General features: G+C 70.9%; 15 protein-coding genes. 9 read left to right on the top strand and 6 right to left on the bottom strand.

Annotated elements, in window-relative coordinates; all coding sequences use genetic code 11:
* Positions 1-23: 23 nt before the first annotated feature.
* Positions 24-1,196 (top strand): acyltransferase family protein, encoded by a 1,173-nt coding sequence (locus HAV40_RS27045; RefSeq protein WP_203671942.1) that lies wholly within the window; start codon positions 24-26, stop codon positions 1,194-1,196.
* Between the two features lie 179 nt (positions 1,197-1,375).
* The gene (locus HAV40_RS27040; RefSeq protein WP_166386030.1) at positions 1,376-2,392 is read left to right on the top strand and encodes an alcohol dehydrogenase catalytic domain-containing protein; all 1,017 of its coding nucleotides are present in this window, start codon (positions 1,376-1,378) and stop codon (positions 2,390-2,392) included.
* Positions 2,393-2,465: 73 nt separating this feature from the next.
* Here HAV40_RS27040 and HAV40_RS27035 read toward each other — a convergent pair whose 3' ends face one another.
* Positions 2,466-4,034 (bottom strand): MFS transporter, encoded by a 1,569-nt coding sequence (locus HAV40_RS27035; protein WP_166386028.1) that lies wholly within the window; start codon positions 4,032-4,034, stop codon positions 2,466-2,468.
* Positions 4,035-4,101: 67 nt separating this feature from the next.
* On the bottom strand, positions 4,102-4,659 hold the full coding sequence (locus tag HAV40_RS27030) for a dihydrofolate reductase family protein (RefSeq protein WP_166386026.1): 558 nt from the start codon (positions 4,657-4,659) through the stop codon (positions 4,102-4,104).
* 347 nt (positions 4,660-5,006) lie between these two features.
* Between HAV40_RS27030 and HAV40_RS27025 the strand changes: the two genes are divergently transcribed.
* The 5 genes from HAV40_RS27025 (at position 5,007) to HAV40_RS27005 (ending at position 10,876) form a co-directional block, all read left to right on the top strand.
* Entirely contained in the window at positions 5,007-6,371 is a 1,365-nt protein-coding gene (locus HAV40_RS27025) for an extracellular solute-binding protein (protein ID WP_166386024.1), read from the top strand.
* A 180-nt stretch (positions 6,372-6,551) separates the two neighbouring features.
* On the top strand, positions 6,552-6,788 hold the full coding sequence (locus tag HAV40_RS27020) for an MbtH family protein (protein ID WP_275413528.1): 237 nt from the start codon (positions 6,552-6,554) through the stop codon (positions 6,786-6,788).
* A 16-nt stretch (positions 6,789-6,804) separates the two neighbouring features.
* Positions 6,805-7,881 carry a 4-hydroxyphenylpyruvate dioxygenase gene (gene hppD, locus HAV40_RS27015; protein WP_166386020.1) on the top strand — a complete coding sequence of 359 codons (1,077 nt, stop codon included), beginning with the start codon at positions 6,805-6,807 and terminating at the stop codon, positions 7,879-7,881.
* Positions 7,878-9,119 carry a cytochrome P450 gene (locus tag HAV40_RS27010; protein WP_166386018.1) on the top strand — a complete coding sequence of 414 codons (1,242 nt, stop codon included), beginning with the start codon at positions 7,878-7,880 and terminating at the stop codon, positions 9,117-9,119. The genes hppD and HAV40_RS27010 overlap by 4 nt, the downstream gene beginning before the upstream one ends.
* Positions 9,110-10,876: a non-ribosomal peptide synthetase gene (locus HAV40_RS27005; RefSeq protein ID WP_166386016.1), complete on the top strand. Its 1,767-nt coding sequence runs from the start codon at positions 9,110-9,112 to the stop codon at positions 10,874-10,876. Before HAV40_RS27010 ends, HAV40_RS27005 begins: the two co-directional genes overlap by 10 nt.
* A gap of 68 nt (positions 10,877-10,944) precedes the next feature.
* Here the strand turns inward: HAV40_RS27005 and HAV40_RS27000 are convergent, their stop codons facing one another.
* Genes HAV40_RS27000 through HAV40_RS26990 form a run of 3 tightly spaced genes read right to left on the bottom strand, consistent with a single transcriptional unit; the run spans position 10,945 to position 14,988 of the window.
* Positions 10,945-12,336: a condensation domain-containing protein gene (locus HAV40_RS27000; protein ID WP_166386014.1), complete on the bottom strand. Its 1,392-nt coding sequence runs from the start codon at positions 12,334-12,336 to the stop codon at positions 10,945-10,947.
* Entirely contained in the window at positions 12,323-13,735 is a 1,413-nt protein-coding gene (locus HAV40_RS26995; RefSeq protein WP_166386012.1) for an FAD-binding oxidoreductase, read from the bottom strand. Before HAV40_RS26995 ends, HAV40_RS27000 begins: the two co-directional genes overlap by 14 nt.
* Positions 13,732-14,988 (bottom strand): acyl-CoA dehydrogenase family protein, encoded by a 1,257-nt coding sequence (locus tag HAV40_RS26990; RefSeq protein ID WP_166386010.1) that lies wholly within the window; start codon positions 14,986-14,988, stop codon positions 13,732-13,734. The genes HAV40_RS26995 and HAV40_RS26990 overlap by 4 nt, the downstream gene beginning before the upstream one ends.
* Positions 14,989-15,220: 232 nt before the next feature.
* Between HAV40_RS26990 and HAV40_RS26985 the strand changes: the two genes are divergently transcribed.
* Both HAV40_RS26985 and HAV40_RS26980 read left to right on the top strand, forming a co-directional pair.
* Positions 15,221-16,453: a cytochrome P450 family protein gene (locus tag HAV40_RS26985; protein WP_166386008.1), complete on the top strand. Its 1,233-nt coding sequence runs from the start codon at positions 15,221-15,223 to the stop codon at positions 16,451-16,453.
* A gap of 227 nt (positions 16,454-16,680) precedes the next feature.
* On the top strand, positions 16,681-17,358 hold the full coding sequence (locus HAV40_RS26980) for a hypothetical protein (protein ID WP_166386006.1): 678 nt from the start codon (positions 16,681-16,683) through the stop codon (positions 17,356-17,358).
* Between the two features lie 230 nt (positions 17,359-17,588).
* Here HAV40_RS26980 and HAV40_RS26975 read toward each other — a convergent pair whose 3' ends face one another.
* Entirely contained in the window at positions 17,589-17,975 is a 387-nt protein-coding gene (locus HAV40_RS26975; RefSeq protein WP_166386004.1) for a DUF6817 domain-containing protein, read from the bottom strand.
* Positions 17,976-18,171 lie beyond the last annotated feature (196 nt).

The raw sequence follows: 18,171 nt of genomic DNA, 5'->3' as shown, positions 1-18,171 counted from the left end.
ATCGGCTGATCAGAGGTGCCTCCTTGGCAGACTTGTCGCAACAACCGCTCAACGTGACGACCTCCGGCAGGCGGCTGCCCGCCCTGACCGGCATGCGGTTTCTCGCTGCGGCGGCGGTGTTCTTCTTCCACGCCATGTATCAGGGCTTCTTCGCCTCCCCTGGCGTGCAGGAAGGCTATGTGTCGATCTTCGGCCGGGGCGGTCACCTGGGCGTCGGGTTCTTCTTCGTGCTGAGCGGATTCGTGCTCACCTGGGCCGCCCGTGACGAGGACACGGTCGGGCGGTTCTGGCGCAGGCGCCTGGTCAAGATCTACCCGAACCATGTGCTCACCTTCGCGGTGGCGTTCATCCTGCTGACCTGGGTTTCGCAGGCGGTCGTGGAGCGCGACACGGCGATCCTCAACTTCTTCCTGCTGCAGGCGTGGTTCCCGCAGCTGGAGGTCAACAACAGCGTCAACAGCATCTCGTGGTCGCTGTCATGCGAGGTGCTGTTCTACCTGGCCTTCCCGCTGCTGTACCGCCTCATCCGGCGCATCCGGCCATCGCGGCTGTGGGCCTGGGCCGCGGTCGTGGCCGTGATCGTGGCCGCGGTGCCGCTGCTGTCGCTGCTGCTGCCCCACCAGCCGCAGCTGCCCTGGGCGCCGGTCTCGGAGAACCGGTTCTGGTTCATCTACTTCTTCCCGCCGGTGCGCCTGCTCGACTTCGTCTTCGGCATGCTGCTGGCGCGGCTGGTCATCACCGGTCGCAGGCTTCCGTTCCGCTTGGGCGGCGCGATCGCGCTGACCACGGCCGCCTACGCGCTGGCGACGCTGGTTCCGGGCGAGTACGCCCTGGTGGCGGTCATGCTGGTGCCGGTCGGGCTGGTCATCGCGGCCGGTGCGGCCGCCGACGCGGCGGGCGAGCGCTCCTGGCTGGCGAGTCCGGCGATGGTGTGGCTGGGCAACGTGTCCTTCGCGTTCTACCTGTGGCACTTCCTGGTGCTGACGTACGGCGGGAGGTGGCTGGGGGCGGGCTGGAGCACTCCGGCCGCGATCGGTGTGCTGGCGCTGCTTTTCGGCGTCACGCTGCTGCTGTCCTGGGCCACCTTCGCCCTGTTCGAAAATCCGATCATGAAGCGGTTCGCCGGCAGGTCGCGGCCGACCCCCGCCCCCGCACCGGTGCCGGAGCCGGAGCCAGAACCGGCACTGGCCAAGTAGGACCAGCCGAGGGCGGTCGTGCGGTTGTCGCCGCACGGCCGCCCTCGCTGTGCGGGCGGTGCGCAACATGGGATAAGGATCCACTCAAGATGATCGATAGAGTGGAGTCGGCCGGCGGCTGCGGCATGGGCTCGGCACCGGACCTTATCCGCTGGTCATCGCGTGGAAAGGCGCATGCTGTGAAGGCTGCTGTGATCGTCAAGGCACAGAGTCCGTGGGAGCTGCGAGAGGTCCCGACACCGACGCCAGGGCCCGGTGAGGTGCTGATCCGGGTTCACGCCAGCGGGCTTTGCCACAATGACCTCTACCTCAGCAGCGGTGTGCTGCCACTGCCGCCGCTCGACCCGCTGATCATCGGCCATGAGCCAGCCGGGGAGATCGTGGAGGTCGGGGCCGGGGTCAGCTCGCGCCGGATCGGTGACCGGGTGGGTGCCACCTGGGTGCAGGCGACGTGCGGGCGGTGCGACTACTGCAGGACGGGTCTGCCGCTCACCGGGCAGTCCGCGATGAACTGCCGCGGCGCGGTGCTGACCGGGCTTACCGCCCAGGGCGGGCACGCCGAGTATCTCGTCGCCCGCGCCGAGGCCACCGTGCTGCTGCCGGACGGGATCGGCTACGAGGCGGCCGCGCCGGTGCTGTGCGCCGGATACACCGCATGGAGTGCGTTGCGGGCGGCGCAGCCGCAGCCGGGCGACCGGGTCGCCGTGCTCGGCATCGGCGGCCTCGGCCACCTGGCGCTGCAGTTCTCCCGGGCCTGCGGATTCGAGACGATCGCGGTGACCAGGACTGCCGACAAGCACGACCTGGCCGTGAAACTCGGCGCGGACGTGGTGGTGGGCGACGGCGCCCAGCTGCGCGACGTCGGCGGCGCCGACGTGGTGCTCGTGACGGGCACCTCCAACGCGGCCGCCTCGGAGGCGATGCAGGGACTGCGGGTCAACGGCCGGATGGTGCTGGCCTCCATCGACCCCGTGAGCCCGTTCGTCATCGATCCGGCCCGTGGGATCTGGGCCAGGCGGCAGCGCATCATCGGCGCCAGCCACGACGGGCTGCACCTGCTGTCGGAGGCGCTGGACCTGGTGGCGTCAGGGGCGGTCACCCCGATGGTCGAGGTCTTCGCGAGCGAGCGGATCGCTGACGCCGTGCAACGCCTCGACCGTGGCGAGGTGCGGTTCCGGGCGGTGGTCGCGTTCTGAGCGACGCCGGGTACGGCATACGCCGGGGCCCTGCCCTTCCGCCTGGAGCGGAAGGGCAGGGCCCCGGGTGTTGTCAGGAGTGCGCGGAGGACAGTGCGGGCTCCGCAGCCGGCGCCTGCTGGACGCGGGCCGCCTTGCGCTGGCTGGCCGCGACGATGGCGGCCATCGCCAGGAAGACCACGCCGCCGATCACTCCCGCGGTGTGCAGGCCCGAGGTGAAGGCCCCGTGGGCGACGGTGAGCAGTTGCGAGGCGGCTCCGGGTTCGAGCGTGCCCGCCGCCGCGGTCGCACCGGCCAGGGTCTCCCGGGCCTGCTCGGCCGCGGCGCCGGTGTAGCCGCTCTCCATCTGGTCGCGGTAGACCGCCGTGCCGATGGTGCCGAGCACCGCGAGCCCGAGGGTGGAACCGAAGTTGTTGCTGGTCTCCGACATGGAGGCCGCTGATCCGGCGCGCTCGGGCGGCACCGTGCCGACGACGAGGAAGGCGCCCAGCGCGAACAGCGGTCCCGCCCCCAGGTGCACCAGGGCCAGCCCGGCCACGACGAGTGCGAGGTCGGTCTCGCTGCGTACGAGCGCGATCAGCAGGAAGCCGACCGCGCCGACGGCGAGCCCGCCGGCGATGGCGCCGCTGTTGCCGAGCTTGCGGCTGAGGATCGGGCCCAGCTGCGAGCCGACGGCGATGGAGATGCCGGTCGGGGCCAGCCACAGCCCGGCCTCGGCGGGCGACAGCCCGAGCACGCTCTGGACGTACTGGCTCGACAGCAGGAAGGTGCCCGCCATGGCGCCCGCGGCCAGCATCATCGCGGTGAGCAGGGCGCTGAAGGCCCCGGTGCGGAACAGGCGCAGATCGAGCAGCGGGTGGTCCAGCCGCAGCTGGCGGCGGGCGAACAGGAAGCCCAGCACCAGACCGGCGACGATCGACACGATCGCCGTCGTCGGGCTGTCCAGGCCGTAGACGGCCAGCTCCTTGAATCCGTAGATGATCGACAGGACGGCCGCGAGCGACAGGACGACGCTGACCAGGTCGAGCCGGCCGGCGCCGGAGTTGCGGAACTCGGGCAGCAGCTTGGGGCCGACCAGCAGCAGCAGCAGCATAACCGGCACGCCCAGCAGGAACACCGCGCCCCACCAGAAGTAGTTCAGCATCACCCCGCCGATGACCGGGCCGAGCGCCGCCCCGGTCATCATGCAGCTGACCCAGGCGGCGATGGCCGTGCCGCGCTGGCGGTCGTCGTGGAACATGTTCGAGATGAGCGCCAGGGTCGACGGCATCAGGGTCGCGCCGGCGATGCCCAGCAGGGCCCGCGCTGCGATCAGCATCTCCGGGCTGGTGGCGTAGGCGGCCACGACGGACAGCACGCCGAACAGTGCGGCACCGATGAGCAGCAGCTTTCGCCGTCCGACGCGGTCGCCGAGGGTGCCCATGGTGATCAGGAACCCGGCGGTCAGGAACCCGTAGATGTCGGTGATCCACAGCTGCTGGGTGCTGCTCGCCCCCAGGTCGGCGCTGAGATGCGGCAGGGCCAGGAACAAGGCGCCGATGTCGAGCGAGACGAGCAGCGTGGGCAGGCCCAGTACGGCCAGCCCAAGCCACTCGCGTCGCCCGGCTCGTCGTGCTGTTCCCGTGGGCACTGTGTCGGACATGGAAGATCCTCTCGGATGGGACCCTCCGGCACGGCCGGTCCTGTCGCAGTTCCGCGGGAGGGCGAGGTTATCGGTTGACGGTGAACCTGAGGTGCGTGACGTCGGGGGAATCTGTCACCCGCACGATGCCGAGGTCGGTCGGTTTGATGTTCAGCCGGTCGAACAGGCGTGTCCCCGCCCCGAGCAGCAGGGGCGCGAGGTGGATGTCGATCTGGTCCAGGATTCCCGCGGACAGGCACTGCTGGGCGATGTCCGCGCCGCCGATGACGGTGACGTCCCGGCCGTCAGCCGCCTCTTTCGCCTGCGCGACGGCGAGCTCGACGCCGGGCACGAAGTCGAAGGAGGTCGCGCCCTTCACCAGCCGATCCCGTGTCTCGTGGGTGACCACGAAGCACGGCTTGGCGAAGGGCGGCTCGGCTCCCCAGGGCTCCTCGCCGGTGTCGAAGGTGCGCCGTCCCATGACCCAGGCGCCGGTGGAGGCGAAGAAGTCGCCGACCACCTCGGCGCTGCTGCCGGTGGGGCCGTTCTCGCCGATCAGCCAGGCCTGCACCCGGGAGAGATCACCGCCCTCTCCGGTCGAGTACCCGTCCAGCGACATGGTCATGTCCAGTTTGACCAGAGACATCGGCGTCCTTCAGGTAGACGAATCGGCTAAGAAGCCCGATTACATGGTTGATATCCGGAAATGCTAGCAAGCACACCGACATCACCATAAATCCGCTGGAAGAGGCACCTGATCGGGAAGGATTCCCCGTGGTCGCGAGCCGCTCTCGCCGCGTACGTCAACCACGCATCGAGACTCACATCGATCGTCGGGCCGGTCATCTTCCAGATTGCTCAATTCGATAACCGCAGGCAAGGCTTTGGCGGAGGACCGTCGACCCTCTTGACAGCACGGCAGGAGATGCCTCGCGGGCGCACCGGCCCCGACTATGAACCGGATTCACCCGGACTAATCATGGAGGATCGGGCATGCAGGATCCGACTGCGGCGACAGCCGACCACGCCGCGGAGATCTGGTTGCACCACTACGGCTACCCGGCATCGCTGGACGACGTCAGAGCGCTGGCCGACCGCTTCAACCTGGCACATCCCGATCACCCCGTCCGCATCGTGGGACTGGACTACCGGGAACTGCCGGCGGCGGTGGCCCGTGCCGCCGAACAGGGATGCCCGCCGGCGGTGGCGCAGTACTTCTACACATCGAGCCAGACCGCCCTGGACATGCGGGACAGCGCAGGCCAGCCGCTGTTCACCTCCGTGGAGCGGGCCGTCGGCGGGCGCGCACACATCCTCGGCGAGCGCGTCACCCTGCATGACCTGGTCCCGGCCGTGCGCGACTACTACACCCACGGCGGCGAGCTGTACTCCCTGCCGACCCACGCCTCCACCATGCTTCTCTACGCGAACACGACACTGCTGGAGAAGGCGGGCGTCGACGAGATCCCGCGCAGCTGGGACGAGGTCGGGGCGGCCTGCCGCGCCCTGGCGGAATCCGGCGTGCCCCACGGCATCACCTGGCCCAACCATGGCTGGATCTTCCAGCAGGCCGTCGCCGCTCAGGGCGGGCTGCTGGCCGACGCCGACAACGGCAGGTCCGGCCGGGCGCGCAGGGTCGATCTGTCCTCGGCCCCGATGCTCGCCTTCGTCGACTGGTGGCAGCGGCTGCACCACGACGGCCACTACCTCTACACCGGGATCATCGGCGACCAGTCCACGGCGGCCGAGGTCTGGCAGGCCAACTACGAGGCGTTCGCCCAGCAGCAGGCGGCGATGGTGTGCAGCTCCTCGGTCGAGGCCGAACGCATGGTGCAGGCTGGACGAGACGGCGGATTCACCGTCGAGGCGGCCCGCATGCCGCACAACGCCGCAGCCGTCTACGCCGGCAACGTCATCGGCGGCGACTCGCTGTGGCTGGCCGCCGGCCTGGACTCCCAGCGCCAGGACGCGGCGCTGGCCTTCATGCAGTCGCTCAACGAGCCCAGGCAGGCCGCCGAACGGCACCAGACCGGTCACTACATCCCGATCACCGGCGAGGCGCTGCAACTGCTCGACCACGAGGGATGGTTCACCGGCCGCCGCCACCGGCGGGTCGCGGTCGAGCAGATGGCCGCAGGCGACGGCTCGGCCGCGTCCCGCGGCGCGCTGCTCGGCCCCTTCGACGAGATCCAGGTCCGCATGGCCCAGGCGATGCACGACGTCCTGACCGGCGCCGCCCCGGCGGCGGACCGGTTCGCCCAGGCGACGGCCGCGGCCCAGCGGCTGCTCGACGAGTACGACGAGCACTGCGCGGGCGACGGGACAGCCCGCAGCCCGAAACACCTGTCCGTCGGCTGACCCCCGCCCGGTGGCCGCCGGACCGCCCCGCAGGCCGGTCCGGCGGCCACCGCCTGCCCCGGGGCCGGAACATCTTCACGATTGCCGAAGCGGATCCGCCTGTGCTCGTCGCCGCGGACCCGCCCCGGCAGGGCATTTCGGAAGATGCACGCCCACGGGCTCACCCCGGACCCTGGGCAGGTGAGCGAATCTGACATCTCGGTCTTCGACGATCCGGACGGCACCTTCACGGTGCTCATGAACGACGAGCAGCAGCGATGCCTGTGGCCCGAGCCGGTGCCCGTGCCACCCGGCTGGACGGTGACGCACGGACCCGCACGCCGGGACGAATGCCTCGCACACATCAACGACACCTGGACCGACACCAGGCCACGCAGCCTGGCGGACTGGGCCGCAGGCCCCGCCGCGGCCCACTGACCTGGGATTGGTGACCATGCCCGCACACCCCTTCGCCGGCCTCACGGTGGACCACGTCGAGTTCTACGTCGCGGACCTGCAGGCCGCGACCAGATACTTCGTCGACGGATACGGCTTCGCCGTCCACGGCATGTCGGACACCTCGAACCCGCAAGCCGACACCGCCTCGGTCGCACTCGGCTCGCACCAGATCCGCATCATCCTGACGACACCGCTCCGCGACGACCACCCCGGCGCCGCATACCTGGAGAACCACGGCGACGGCGTGGCCGACATCGCCATGCGCGTCGACGACGTGGCCGCCTGCTTCGCCGAGACGGTCCGCCGCGGCGGCCGCCCGGTGTCGCCGCCCACCCGGCACGGCGGCACCGTACTGGCCACGGTCGGCGGCTTCGGTGACGTCGTGCACACCCTGGTCCAGCGCGACCCGGGCGCCGACGAGCGCGTCCTGCCCTGGCTGGCCCCGGTCGTGCCGAGCGCCGCCGAGCGCGGTCCCGGGCTGCTGGCCATGGACCACTTCGCCATCTGCCTGGAATCCGGGCAGCTTGAGCCGACGGTCGACTTCTACCGCGAGACGCTCGACTTCGACATGATCTTCACCGAGCACATCGTCGTCGGCGCGCAGGCCATGAACTCGAAAGTGGTCCAGAGCCGGACCGGCGCGATCACGTTCACCCTGATCGAACCCGACGTGTCGCGTACCCCTGGACAGATCGACGACTTCATCAAGCACCACGGCGGCGCGGGCGTGCAGCACATCGCCTTCAACACCGACGACATCGTCAGCGCCGTCGCCGCGATGGGGGCGCGCGGCGTCGAGTTCCTGCGCACCCCGGCTGCCTACTACCGGCTGCTGCGGGAGCGGATCACGCCCGTGCGGCATGCGACCGGGGACCTGCAGGAGAGGAACATCCTGCTGGACGAGGACCACCACGGGCAGCTTTTCCAGATCTTCACCCGGTCCGCCCACCCGCGCAACACCCTGTTCATGGAGATCATCGAACGGGTCGGCGCGCAGACGTTCGGGTCCCGCAACATCCAGGCCCTCTACGAGGCCGTGGAGCTGCAACGAGCCGAGACAGGCACGTCGTGAGCGCCGCAGTGCTCGACGTCGACCTCACCGAACCCGCCACGTTCCTGCGGCCCGACCTGCGTGAGGTGTGGCGGCGGCTCCGGCAGGGGCCCGCCTACCGGCACCCGGCCACGGTCCACGGGCGCGCCTTCTGGGTACTGACGAGCTACGCCGACGTCCTGGCCGTGTACCAGAACACCGCGGTGTTCAGCTCCGCACGCGGCAACATGCTCGCGTCGCTGCTGCCCGGCGACGATCCCGCAGGCGGCAAACTGCTGGCGGTCAGCGACCCGCCCCGGCACACCGCCGTGCGTACGATGATGCTGCGCTCGTTCTCGCCCCGCGTACTGCAGCCCATCGTCGCCAAGGTGCGCGAACGAGCCGACAGCCTGGTGCGGGCCGCCGTCGACGCCGGCGAGGTGGACTTCGCCGCCGCCGTGGCCGAGCAGCTGCCGATCAGCACCATCTGCGACCTGCTCGGCGTCCCGGAGTCCGATCACGGCCTGCTACTACGTCTGAGTAAACAGGCCCTGAGCTCGGACGAGGCCGACCAGTCGGCGCGGTCGACCGCACTGGCCCGCAACGAGATCCTGCTCTACTTCGCAGAGCTCGCCGACCGCCGCCGGGCCGACCCCCGCGACGACGTCACCAGTGCACTGGCCACCACACCCGTCGACGGACAGCTGCTCAGCGACGAGGAGGTCGTGCTCAACTGCTACGGCCTGATCCTCGCCGGCGACGAGACCAGCCGCCTGGCCATGACCGCAGCGGTACTGGACTTCATCCGCCACCCCGGACAGTGGCGGGCGCTGCGCGACGGCCGGGTGTCGCCGACGAGCGCCGTCGAGGAGATCCTGCGCTGGAACAGCCCCGCCATGCACGTGGGGCGTACCGCGCTGGCCGACGTCGACATCGCCGGGCAGACGATCCGGGCGGGCGATGTCGTCACCGCGTGGAACGCGGCCGCCAACCTCGACGAGGCGGTCTTCGACCGGCCCGACGTCTTCGACCTGGCCCGCACCCCCAACCGGCACCTCGCCTTCGGCTACGGCCCGCACTTCTGCCTGGGCGCCTACCTGGGCAGGGCCGAGGTGACGGCGGTGATCGCAGCGCTGTGCCGAACAGCCCACGACTTCGAGCTGCGCGGCGAGCCGCAGCCGCTCTACTCCACCTTCCTGCGGGGACACATCAGCCTGCCGGTCGCCGTCACCCCGGCGCGGCGGGCGGTCACACAGATCGGAGCACGCGAGTGGAAATAGTGGCCGTACACCAGGGCTTCGAGGCGCAGGCGCGGCGCACGCCGGATGCCGTCGCCGTGTCCTGGGGTGCCGAGCAGATGACATACCGGGAACTCGACCGCCGGTCCAACCAGCTCGCCCACCGGCTCGCCGAACTCGGAGCGGGCCACGACCGGCCGGTGGCCGTGCTCATGGAGCGCACGCCGGACCTGGTCGTGGCACTGCTGGCCGTACTCAAGGCAGGCGGCTGCTACCTGCCGCTGCACAGCGCCTATCCGATCGAGCGGATGACGGCCATCCTGAGCCGCTCAGGTGACCCCGTGCTGCTGACCGACGCGGTCACCGCACGCCGCAGCCTGCCCGGCCGCGGACCGGTCCTGCTGGCCGACGCGGACGAGCAGCTGCCCGACCTGCCCGAGGACCCTCTCGACCTCCCGTGCCACCCCGCTCAGCTCGCCTACGTGATGTACACGTCCGGCTCCTCCGGCGAGCCCAAGGGCGTGGCGGTGACCCACCGCGACGTGCTGGGCCTGGTCGCGGACAGCAGCTGGGACACCGGCTGGCACCAGCGGGTGCCGATGCTGGCCCCGTACGCCTTCGACGTGTCCACCTACGAGCTGTGGGTGCCGCTGCTGCGCGGCGGGCAGGTCGTCATCCCGCCGCCGGGTGACCTCGACGTCGGTGTGCTGACCGACCTGGTCAAGCAGGCGTCCGTCACCGGGCTGCACCTGACCGCGGGCCTGTTCCGGCTGGTCGCCGAGGAGGCGCCGCAGTGCCTGGCCGGGGTACGCGAAGTGCTGACCGGCGGTGACGTGGTGTCCCCGACCGCTGTGCGACGGGTGCTCGACGCCTGCCCCGAGACCGTGGTGCGGGTCATGTACGGCCCGACCGAGACCACCCTGTTCGCCACGCACGCCAGGTTCGCCGCCCCGTTCACGGCCGCGGGCGCGGTGCCGATCGGCGTCGCGCTGGACGGCATGCGGGCCTACATCCTCGACGACGGTCTGCGGCCTGTCGCGGCCGGCAGCGTCGGGGAGCTGTTCCTGGCCGGTGTCGGCGTGGCCCGGGGCTACGCCGGGCGACCGGACCTCACCGCGGAGCGGTTCGTCGCCGACTGCGTGCAGGGCGACGGCAGGCGCATGTACCGCACCGGGGACCTCGCCCGCTGGACGGCGGACGGCCAGATCGACTTCGTGGGCCGCGCCGACGACCAGGTCAAGATCCGGGGGTTCCGGGTGGAGCTGTCCGAGGTCGAAGCGGTGTTGTCGCAGTGCCCGGGGCTGCTGGACGTCGCGGTGGTCGCGTGGGAGCCCGAACCGGGCGACAAGGCGGTCGCGGCCTTCGCCGTCGCGGCCGGCGCCGACCTCGACGCCGGCACCGTACGGGACTACGCGGCCGGCAGGCTCCCGGAGTACATGGTGCCGGGATCGGTGACGATGCTGCCCGCCCTGCCCCTGACCCCGAACGGCAAGCTGGACCGCAAAGCACTGCCGCGCCCGACGCCCCGGGCCGCGGGCCCGGCCCGGCGGGGGCCTGCGGGCAGCCTCGAAGAAGCGCTCTGCGAGCTGTTCGCCGACGTCCTGGGCGTCACGTCGGTGGGCGTCGACGACGACTTCTTCGAACGCGGCGGACACTCGCTGCTCGCGATGCGCCTGATCGCGCGGATCCAGGACCTGACGAACGTCCGGATCACCATGCGCACGCTGTTCGACACCGCCACGGTGAGCTCGCTGGCCGAGCAGCTGCGCGGCCAGCCGTCGCGCAGCCCGGCGCGCTGACGGACGGCGGTCCGGGTGCACGGATGAGGGGCAGCGGCATCGCGCCGCTGCCCCTCAAGCATGCACGGTCACGCCTTCGCGGCGTCCAGGCGCAGCGGCGCGTCCGGGTCGAGCACGGTGTCGCGCAGTGCCTCGACGTAACCGGCCACCATCGCGGCCGCCGTCGCCTCGTCGAACAGCGCACGCTTGAACTGCACGCTGCCGAGCACCTCACCGGCCGGGTCGACGTTGAGCGTCCACAGCATCCCGTCCGGGACGTCCGAGCCCACCGGCTGGCCGAGCAGCCGCTGCCGGACCTCGGTGTACTCGACGTCGCCCACCAGTTCGCCCTCCATCAGGAACGGGAACGGGAACGCCTGGAACACGACGGTGGCCCGGTCGTCGGCCATGGCCGGGGCCATCAGCTCCGGGGCCTCACCGAAGATGAACAGGCTGGGGATGTCGTAGGAGTAGGCGTCCAGGCAACTGGCCCGGGTCCGGCCGACCAGCTCGCGGAAAGTAGCGCAGCCGGCGATGTCGGTACGCATCGGCATGAAGTTGAAGAAGGACCCGACGGTGTGCTCCAGGTCCTCGCCACGTCCGGGCGTGAACGTCGGCACGGCCAGATCCGTCGCTCCAATGCGCCGATGAGCGAGCACGTAGAACGCCGACAGCAGGACCATGAACGGCGAGCTGCGGGTGGCCCGGCCAAGTTCCAGCGCGGGCCCGATGAGGTCCTTGCCGATGGCGAAGCGGTAGACCGAGGTCTCCTGGCCGAGCCCGGCCGAGCGGGGCCGGTCCGTGGGCTCGGTGTAGATCCCCGCGTGCGCGAGCTGGTCACGCCAGTAGCCTTTGGCGTCGTCGATGACGGGCCCGGCGGAGTTCTCCTGCTGCCAGGCGGCGAACTCCCGGTAGGCAGGGGTGTCGGGCAGGCCCGCGTCGGTCAGGCCGCGTTCGCGGGCGTAGAGGGCGGCGAGATCGCGCATCGTCACCCGCATCGACCACCCGTCGGTCGCCGTATGGTGCACGAGGATCGCCAGCACGCTGTCGGTGTCGTCGAACCGGGCCAGCACCGCGCGGATCAGAGGCGGTTCCTGCGAGCTGACGACACCCGACTCGATCTCGATCAGCAGCTCCTCGACCGCCTGTTCGCGCCGGTGCGGGTCGACGCCGGGCAGGTCGCGCACCTCCAGGTGCGGGGTGCTGGGCGGGAAAACGGTGGGCACGCGCGGGCCGGCGGGCTGCGCGACCAGCACCGTCCGGAGGGTCTCGTGCCGGGCGGCGAGCGCGGTCAGCGCCCGTCGCAGCGCGTCGACGTCTATCTCGCCGCGCAGCCGCCAGCCGTGCGCGAGGTGGTAGCGCGGGCCGAACGGGCCGGCATCGTCGCCCTGGTCCCACAGGCTCAGGAACTGCTGGTTGAACGAGAGCGGGATGGGCGCGGGCAGGCCGGCCACGGCCGGGGCCGTGTCAGCGATGGTCATGGCGTGCAACCTCTCTGTCGATACGATCAGGACTGCCCGGCCGGAGATGGTGGGCGGCGATGTCGCCGGCGAACATCCGCACGGGATCGACCGCTTCCCGTATCCGGTCGACCCGGGCGAGCTGTGACGGGCTGAGGTGCCCCTGCGGGTGCTCGCGGCGGCCGGCGAAGGTGGGCGCCGTGCGGCCGGTGTCCCACCGCCCGAGGGCTGTACGCACGACGGCGTGATGCTGCGCGATGGCAGCCGCCGTCTCAGCGCTGTCCGGCAGGCCCGCCCCGACGTACGCGTACGGGGCGTCGACGTGGCTGAGCACGCCGCCGGCCGGGTCCGGGACCGCGAACGCCCCGCCGAGCTGGCGCAGCTCGGCATCGACCAGTGGCGAACCCGATCCGGGGCCGGTCACGCGCAGGAACTCGCGCAGCCCGTCGTCGTCGAGTTCCGTGAGCAGCAGGTGATCGGTGCTGGTCGGAACGGGCTCCGGGGGGTCCAGATGCGCCGTGAGAACGGCTTCGGCGGTCGCCGGCCGCCAGGAGTCGACGATCGGGGCGGCGATCGAGCGCAACGGCCCGAGCAGCTCCTCGGCGTGGCTCAGCGCGTTCGGCCAGTCGTCCTCGCCGGTGGACGACACGGCGCCGTCTATGCACAGCACCGGTCCGGCGCTCAGCTCGGCCGGGATGATCCCGGGCAGCGTCGGCAGCCGCATCAGCCGCAGCGACGTGGTCGCCGCCCGGGGCGCGTGCCGGGTCCACTCGGCCCAGCGCGGCAGCAACCGGGCGGCATCCTCAGCCGGCCAGAAGGCCGCGCCGGTGACCACCCGCCCCATCGGCAGCAGGTCTATCTCGACGGCGGTGACGATCCCGAACCCGCCACCGCCACCGCGGATCGCCCACCACAGGTCCGGGTCCGAGGACGCGTCCACCCGGCGCACCTTGCCGTCCGAGGTGACCAGCTCGATCGCGCGCAGGCAGTTCACCGCCAGCCCGGTGCGCCTGCCGTAGAAACTCAGCCCGCCGCGCAGCAGGTAACCGACCACACCCACCAGCGGCGACGAGCCGTGCGGTGCGGTGAGCCCGTGCGGTACGGCTGCCTCGACGACAGCGCCCCAGCTGGTCCCGGCGGGCACCCGCGCCACGCGCCTGGACGCGTCGACCTCCACACCGCCGTCGATCATGGTCCGCACCAGCAGGCAGCCCTCCATCGGCGCCGAGGTGGCCGAAGCGTGGCCGGCGCCGTGCACGCGCACGGGCATCCCGTGCGCGGCCGCGTACTCGACCGCCTCCCCCACCTGCGCCACCGAACGCGCCGTGACCGCGACGGCCGGGTGCAGTGGGGCGGCCAGGTTGAAGACCTGTGTCGCCGACGCGTAGTCCGCCTCGCCGGGCCGGGCGACCCGGATCACGAGAACACCCCGCTCGCCGCGCCGAAGCGCAGCCGGGCCAGGTCGCGGTTGGCCACCGTCGGCAGGAAGACGCCGAAGCCGGAGTGGCTCTGCAGCATCGACAGGTCCCGCCAGACCCGTTCGATCCGCTCGCCGTGGCGTACCGCACTGGAACCCGCGGTGGGGAAGATGTGCTGCTCCACCGCGTGCCAGCAGAGCTTGATCACGTGCCGGCAGATCGTCGTGAGGCGGATGTCCTGCTCGCGGGTGAAGGCATCGGGGCCCTGGGCGGCCATGTCCTGCCACTGCTTGACGGCGTTGTCGGCAGCCGCCTCCGCGGTGGCGATCATGCCTGCGGCCTCGCCGTACCAGAACTGGTAGTCGACGTTCTCGGTCCGGCTCACGAACGGCGGCAGCAGCGTGGTACGGCTGCGCATCAGGTCGGCGTACGCGTCGAGGGCGCCCTGGGCGATGCCCACGGCGAGCACGGCGGCTTCGAGCACCATGTAGCTGAGCTGGCCGCCGCCGTACTGGGGGTTGCCGTGCAGCGCCCGGCCCGGGGTGCCCGCGGTGACGTCCACTTCGCTGATGTGCGATCCCGGCAGCACGAAGTGGTCGGGGACGCGCCCGTTGCGGATCGTGATGCTGTGCGAGCCGCTGCCGCGCAGGCCGAGCTGGCCGCCCCAGTCGTCCAGCCGCCGCCACTGCGAACGGGGGGCGATGAACAGCACCGGGATCGGCGGGGCGTCCGGCTCCGTCGCGGTCAGGGTGTGGCCGATGAAGTGCGTGGCGTACGGCGATCCGGAGCAGTAGTTCCAGGTGCCGTTGAGGAGCCAGGTGCCGTCGTCCTGCCGCTGGGCGCTTCCGCCGGGGACGATCGTGGCCGGTGCGATGAAGTCGGTGCCCTGGAAGATCTCCTGCTGCGCCCGCTCGCTGAACAGCGTCGCCGCCGGTATCGCGTGGGTGGCGCCCAGGCAGTACATCCAGGCGGTGGACGGGCAGGCCCGGGCCAGGATCTTCACCACCTGGAAGAAGGTGTCGACGCCGAACTCATACCCCCCGAAGCGGCGGGGCACGAGCAGCCGATAGAAGCCGGCCTCGGCGAACGCCCGATGGGTGTCCTCGGCGTAGTAGGTGCGTTGCTCGGTCTCGGCCTGGCGTTGCACCAGGGTCGCGGCGATGTCGTGGGCCCGCCGCAGGATGTCTTGCGGTGTCGCCGGCTCCGGGTGGGACGTCGATTCATCTGATGCCGACAGATCCGCGGCGAGAGTCATTGCGGCACGCTCCTTGGCCAATGGGGTACGGAGAACAGCGCGCGGCCGGGCGGGCCGTTGCCGTAGTGGCAGGGTCTCAGCGCCCGCCGGTGGCACGCACCTTTCAAAGTGCGGCCGCCACCCCCACCGCCGCTGTGACCGCAATCCAGCAAAGGTGAAGAAGACCCGGCAACGCGCGCCCGTTTACGGTTCTGGTGACGCTGTCGCGGACCGCTCAGGTGGAGGAATTCCTGTGGAAGAGCAATGCCCCGTCGTCATCGACCGGACCGGCCGCGACATTCACCAGGAGAACAGCCGGCTCCGTGCCCTCGGGCCGATCGCCCGGGTCGAACTGCCGGGCGGTATGCCCGCGTGGTCGGTCACCGGGTATGAGGCGGTTCGGCAGGCGCTGGCCGACCCGCGCCTGTCCAAGGACGCGCGCAGGCACTGGACCGCGTTCGCGGCCGGCGCGGTGGGGCCAGACTTCCCGCTGCTGAGCTGGGCGCTGATGGACAACCTGGCGACGGCGCACGGTGAGGACCACGCCCGGCTACGACGGCTCGTCATGCGCGGGTTCAGTGGCGGGCGGGTGGAGGCGATGCGGCCGAGCATCGAGCGGATCGTGGACCGTCTGCTCGATGAGCTGGCCGGGCTTGCGGCGGGTGCCGTGGTCGACATCAGGACCAGCTTCGCGCAGCCACTGGTCACCGAGGTCGTCTGCGAGCTGATCGGCGTGCCGGCCGGTTTCCGCGACGAGATGCTGCGCGGAGGCGAGGTGAACGTCACCACCACCATCACCCCCGAGGAGGCGGCCGCCAACGTGGCTCGGTGGCGTGGCGCGATGCAGGATTTCGTCGAGGCCAAACGGCGCCTGCCAGGCGACGACCTCACCACGGACCTCATCGCCGCGCAGGAGGCCGACGGCGCCCGCCTGACCGACGCCGAGATCATCAACACACTGCACTTCCTGCGGGCCGCCGGGACGGTGCCCACCATGAACCTCCTCGGCAACACGGTCTTCGCGCTGCTGACCCGCCCGGACCAGCGTGAACTGGTGCTCACCGGACAGGTGACCTGGGACGACGTCATCGAAGAGTCGCTGCGGGCGGAGGCACCGGTGGCCCACCTGCCGTTCCGGTTCCCGGTCGACGACGTGGAGATCTGCGGGGTCGCCATGAGGAAGGGGGAACCGGTGCTGATCAACTACGCGGCGGCCGGTCGCGATCCCGAGCTGCACGGCCAGGATGCCGGGCGGTTCGACGTCACCCGGCAGTCCAAGGAGAACCTCGCCTTCGGACACGGGATCCACCGCTGCGTCGGCGTCGCGCTGGCCCGGCTGGAGGTCCGGATCGCGCTGTCGTCGCTGTTCGCCCGGTTCCCCGATCTTCGCCTCGGGGTGCCCGCGGAGCAGGTCGAGCCACAGGAGAGCTTCATCATGAACGGGAGGCAGGCGGTGCCGGTGCTGCTGCGGCCGTCGGCGGGGTGAGCCGTCCGGTCCTGCAGGAGTGTTGCCCTGCCTGCCGTCGTGCGCGGATGCCCTGCCAGGTTGTCGGCAGCGAGCGCGCCGACACCCGTTCGGGTGAACATGGCGCCTGCGGTCGGATGGCTGTCCGCGCCCGACCGGACCGCCGTGGCACCGTCGATTGCCCGGCTCCCCGGGATCATCGCTGTCCACCAACGGCCGTCGATCCGGCTGTTGCGGAAGGAATCACCATGTCGTTACTCCGCCGTGCAGCCATCCTGGCGCTGGCCCTGGCCACCGGATCCCTGGGCGTCGCCATGCCCTCCGCCGCGGCCGCCCCACCCCACGCGATATCGATCGGCCAGGCGCGTTCGCTGCCACTGGGCAGCGTCGTCACGGTCAGCGGAACGGCGACCACTCCTTCTGGCTGGACGGAGTCCAGCTCCTTCGACAAGGGGTTCGGGCTCCAGGACCTCACCGGCGGGATCTACGTCAGCGTCCCTGCCGACCCGCACGTCAAGCCCCGAGACCGCATCCGGGTGACCGGCGCGCTGCAGGACAGCTACGGGCTGCTCATCCTCGTTCCCGACGGCCCGGCCGGGATCACGATCCACGGCCGGGGGCTGCCGATCCTGCCCAGGTGGCTTGCCACCGGCGCGGTCAACGAGCAGAGCGAGGGAAGCCTGGTCCGCGTCGTCGCGAAGGTCACCCAGGCACCCGAGTCCGACCTGCCGTACGGCCACAAGTTCCTCGTCGACGACGGCTCCGGCGAGCTCACCGTCTTCGTCAGCGTCCAGTCCGGCATCGACCTCTCCCGGATCGTGGCCGGCCCGGCTGTCGTCGTCACCGGATTCAGCGGCCAGTTCGACACGCACTACGAGATCATCCCGCGCTTCCCGTCCGACGTACTGGTCCTGCCCACCCTCTGAAGCAGCACCGCAGCCGCCTGTCGCAGGCCTTGCCGAGTCTGCGACAGGCGGCTCCGACCAACATCGCGGCCGCTGCGGCGACAGCGGTGCTGCAGTAAGCGGTGACGGGTGCGGTTTTGTGATTGCGCGGTGGGCCGCGGGTCGCCATCATCGCGGAGTGACCGAGCGACAGACCACCGATTTCGCCGTCAAACCGACCCTGGCCGGCGAGCGGGTCGTCCTGCGCCCCTTCACCGACGCGGACCTGGACGGTATCCGGGCCGCGCTGAGTGATCCGGAGGTGATCCGGTTGACGGGCAGCAGCGCCGTCGAGAAGGACGCGGGTGAGCGGGAGAAGGCGCTGCGGCGCTGGTACGGCACTGCCACCGGCGGTGGAAGGCTAGTTCGGCGACGGCGCGCAGCAGGTCGCGTTCGTCGCGGGTGAGCAGGGTGGTGTCGAAGCCGTCGGTGCCGTACGCGGCGTGGGCCAGGCCCGCGAGCGCGGTCGGCTCCGGCAGGCCGTGTGCGGCGAGACGGTCGTGTACGCGTACCAGATGGCGGTAGAGGGTGCTGCCAGGGTGGTCGATGGTCTGCGCGCCGCGCTCGCGCAGCAGGGCTTTGACGTCGTCGACGGGCATGGACGAACACTGGGGAATCCGAGAGACGTGTCGGGCGTATCTGACAGCCGCAGGTCTCAAGCGGCCGAACGGGGTCTACCGTCGGGCCGTACGGGCGATGATCCGACTTCGCATTGATCGAAGTATTGATACGAGCCCATTAATCGGCGATGATTGGATCTCGTGCGACGGGGCCTGAAACGTGACATCTGAGCAG

It is taken from the genome of Catellatospora methionotrophica (genome assembly GCF_011297335.1).
In the GTDB taxonomy this organism is placed as follows: domain Bacteria; phylum Actinomycetota; class Actinomycetes; order Mycobacteriales; family Micromonosporaceae; genus Catellatospora; species Catellatospora methionotrophica.
Note: the sequence above shows the minus strand (reverse complement) of the source record. Positions and strands in the feature narration are given on the sequence as shown.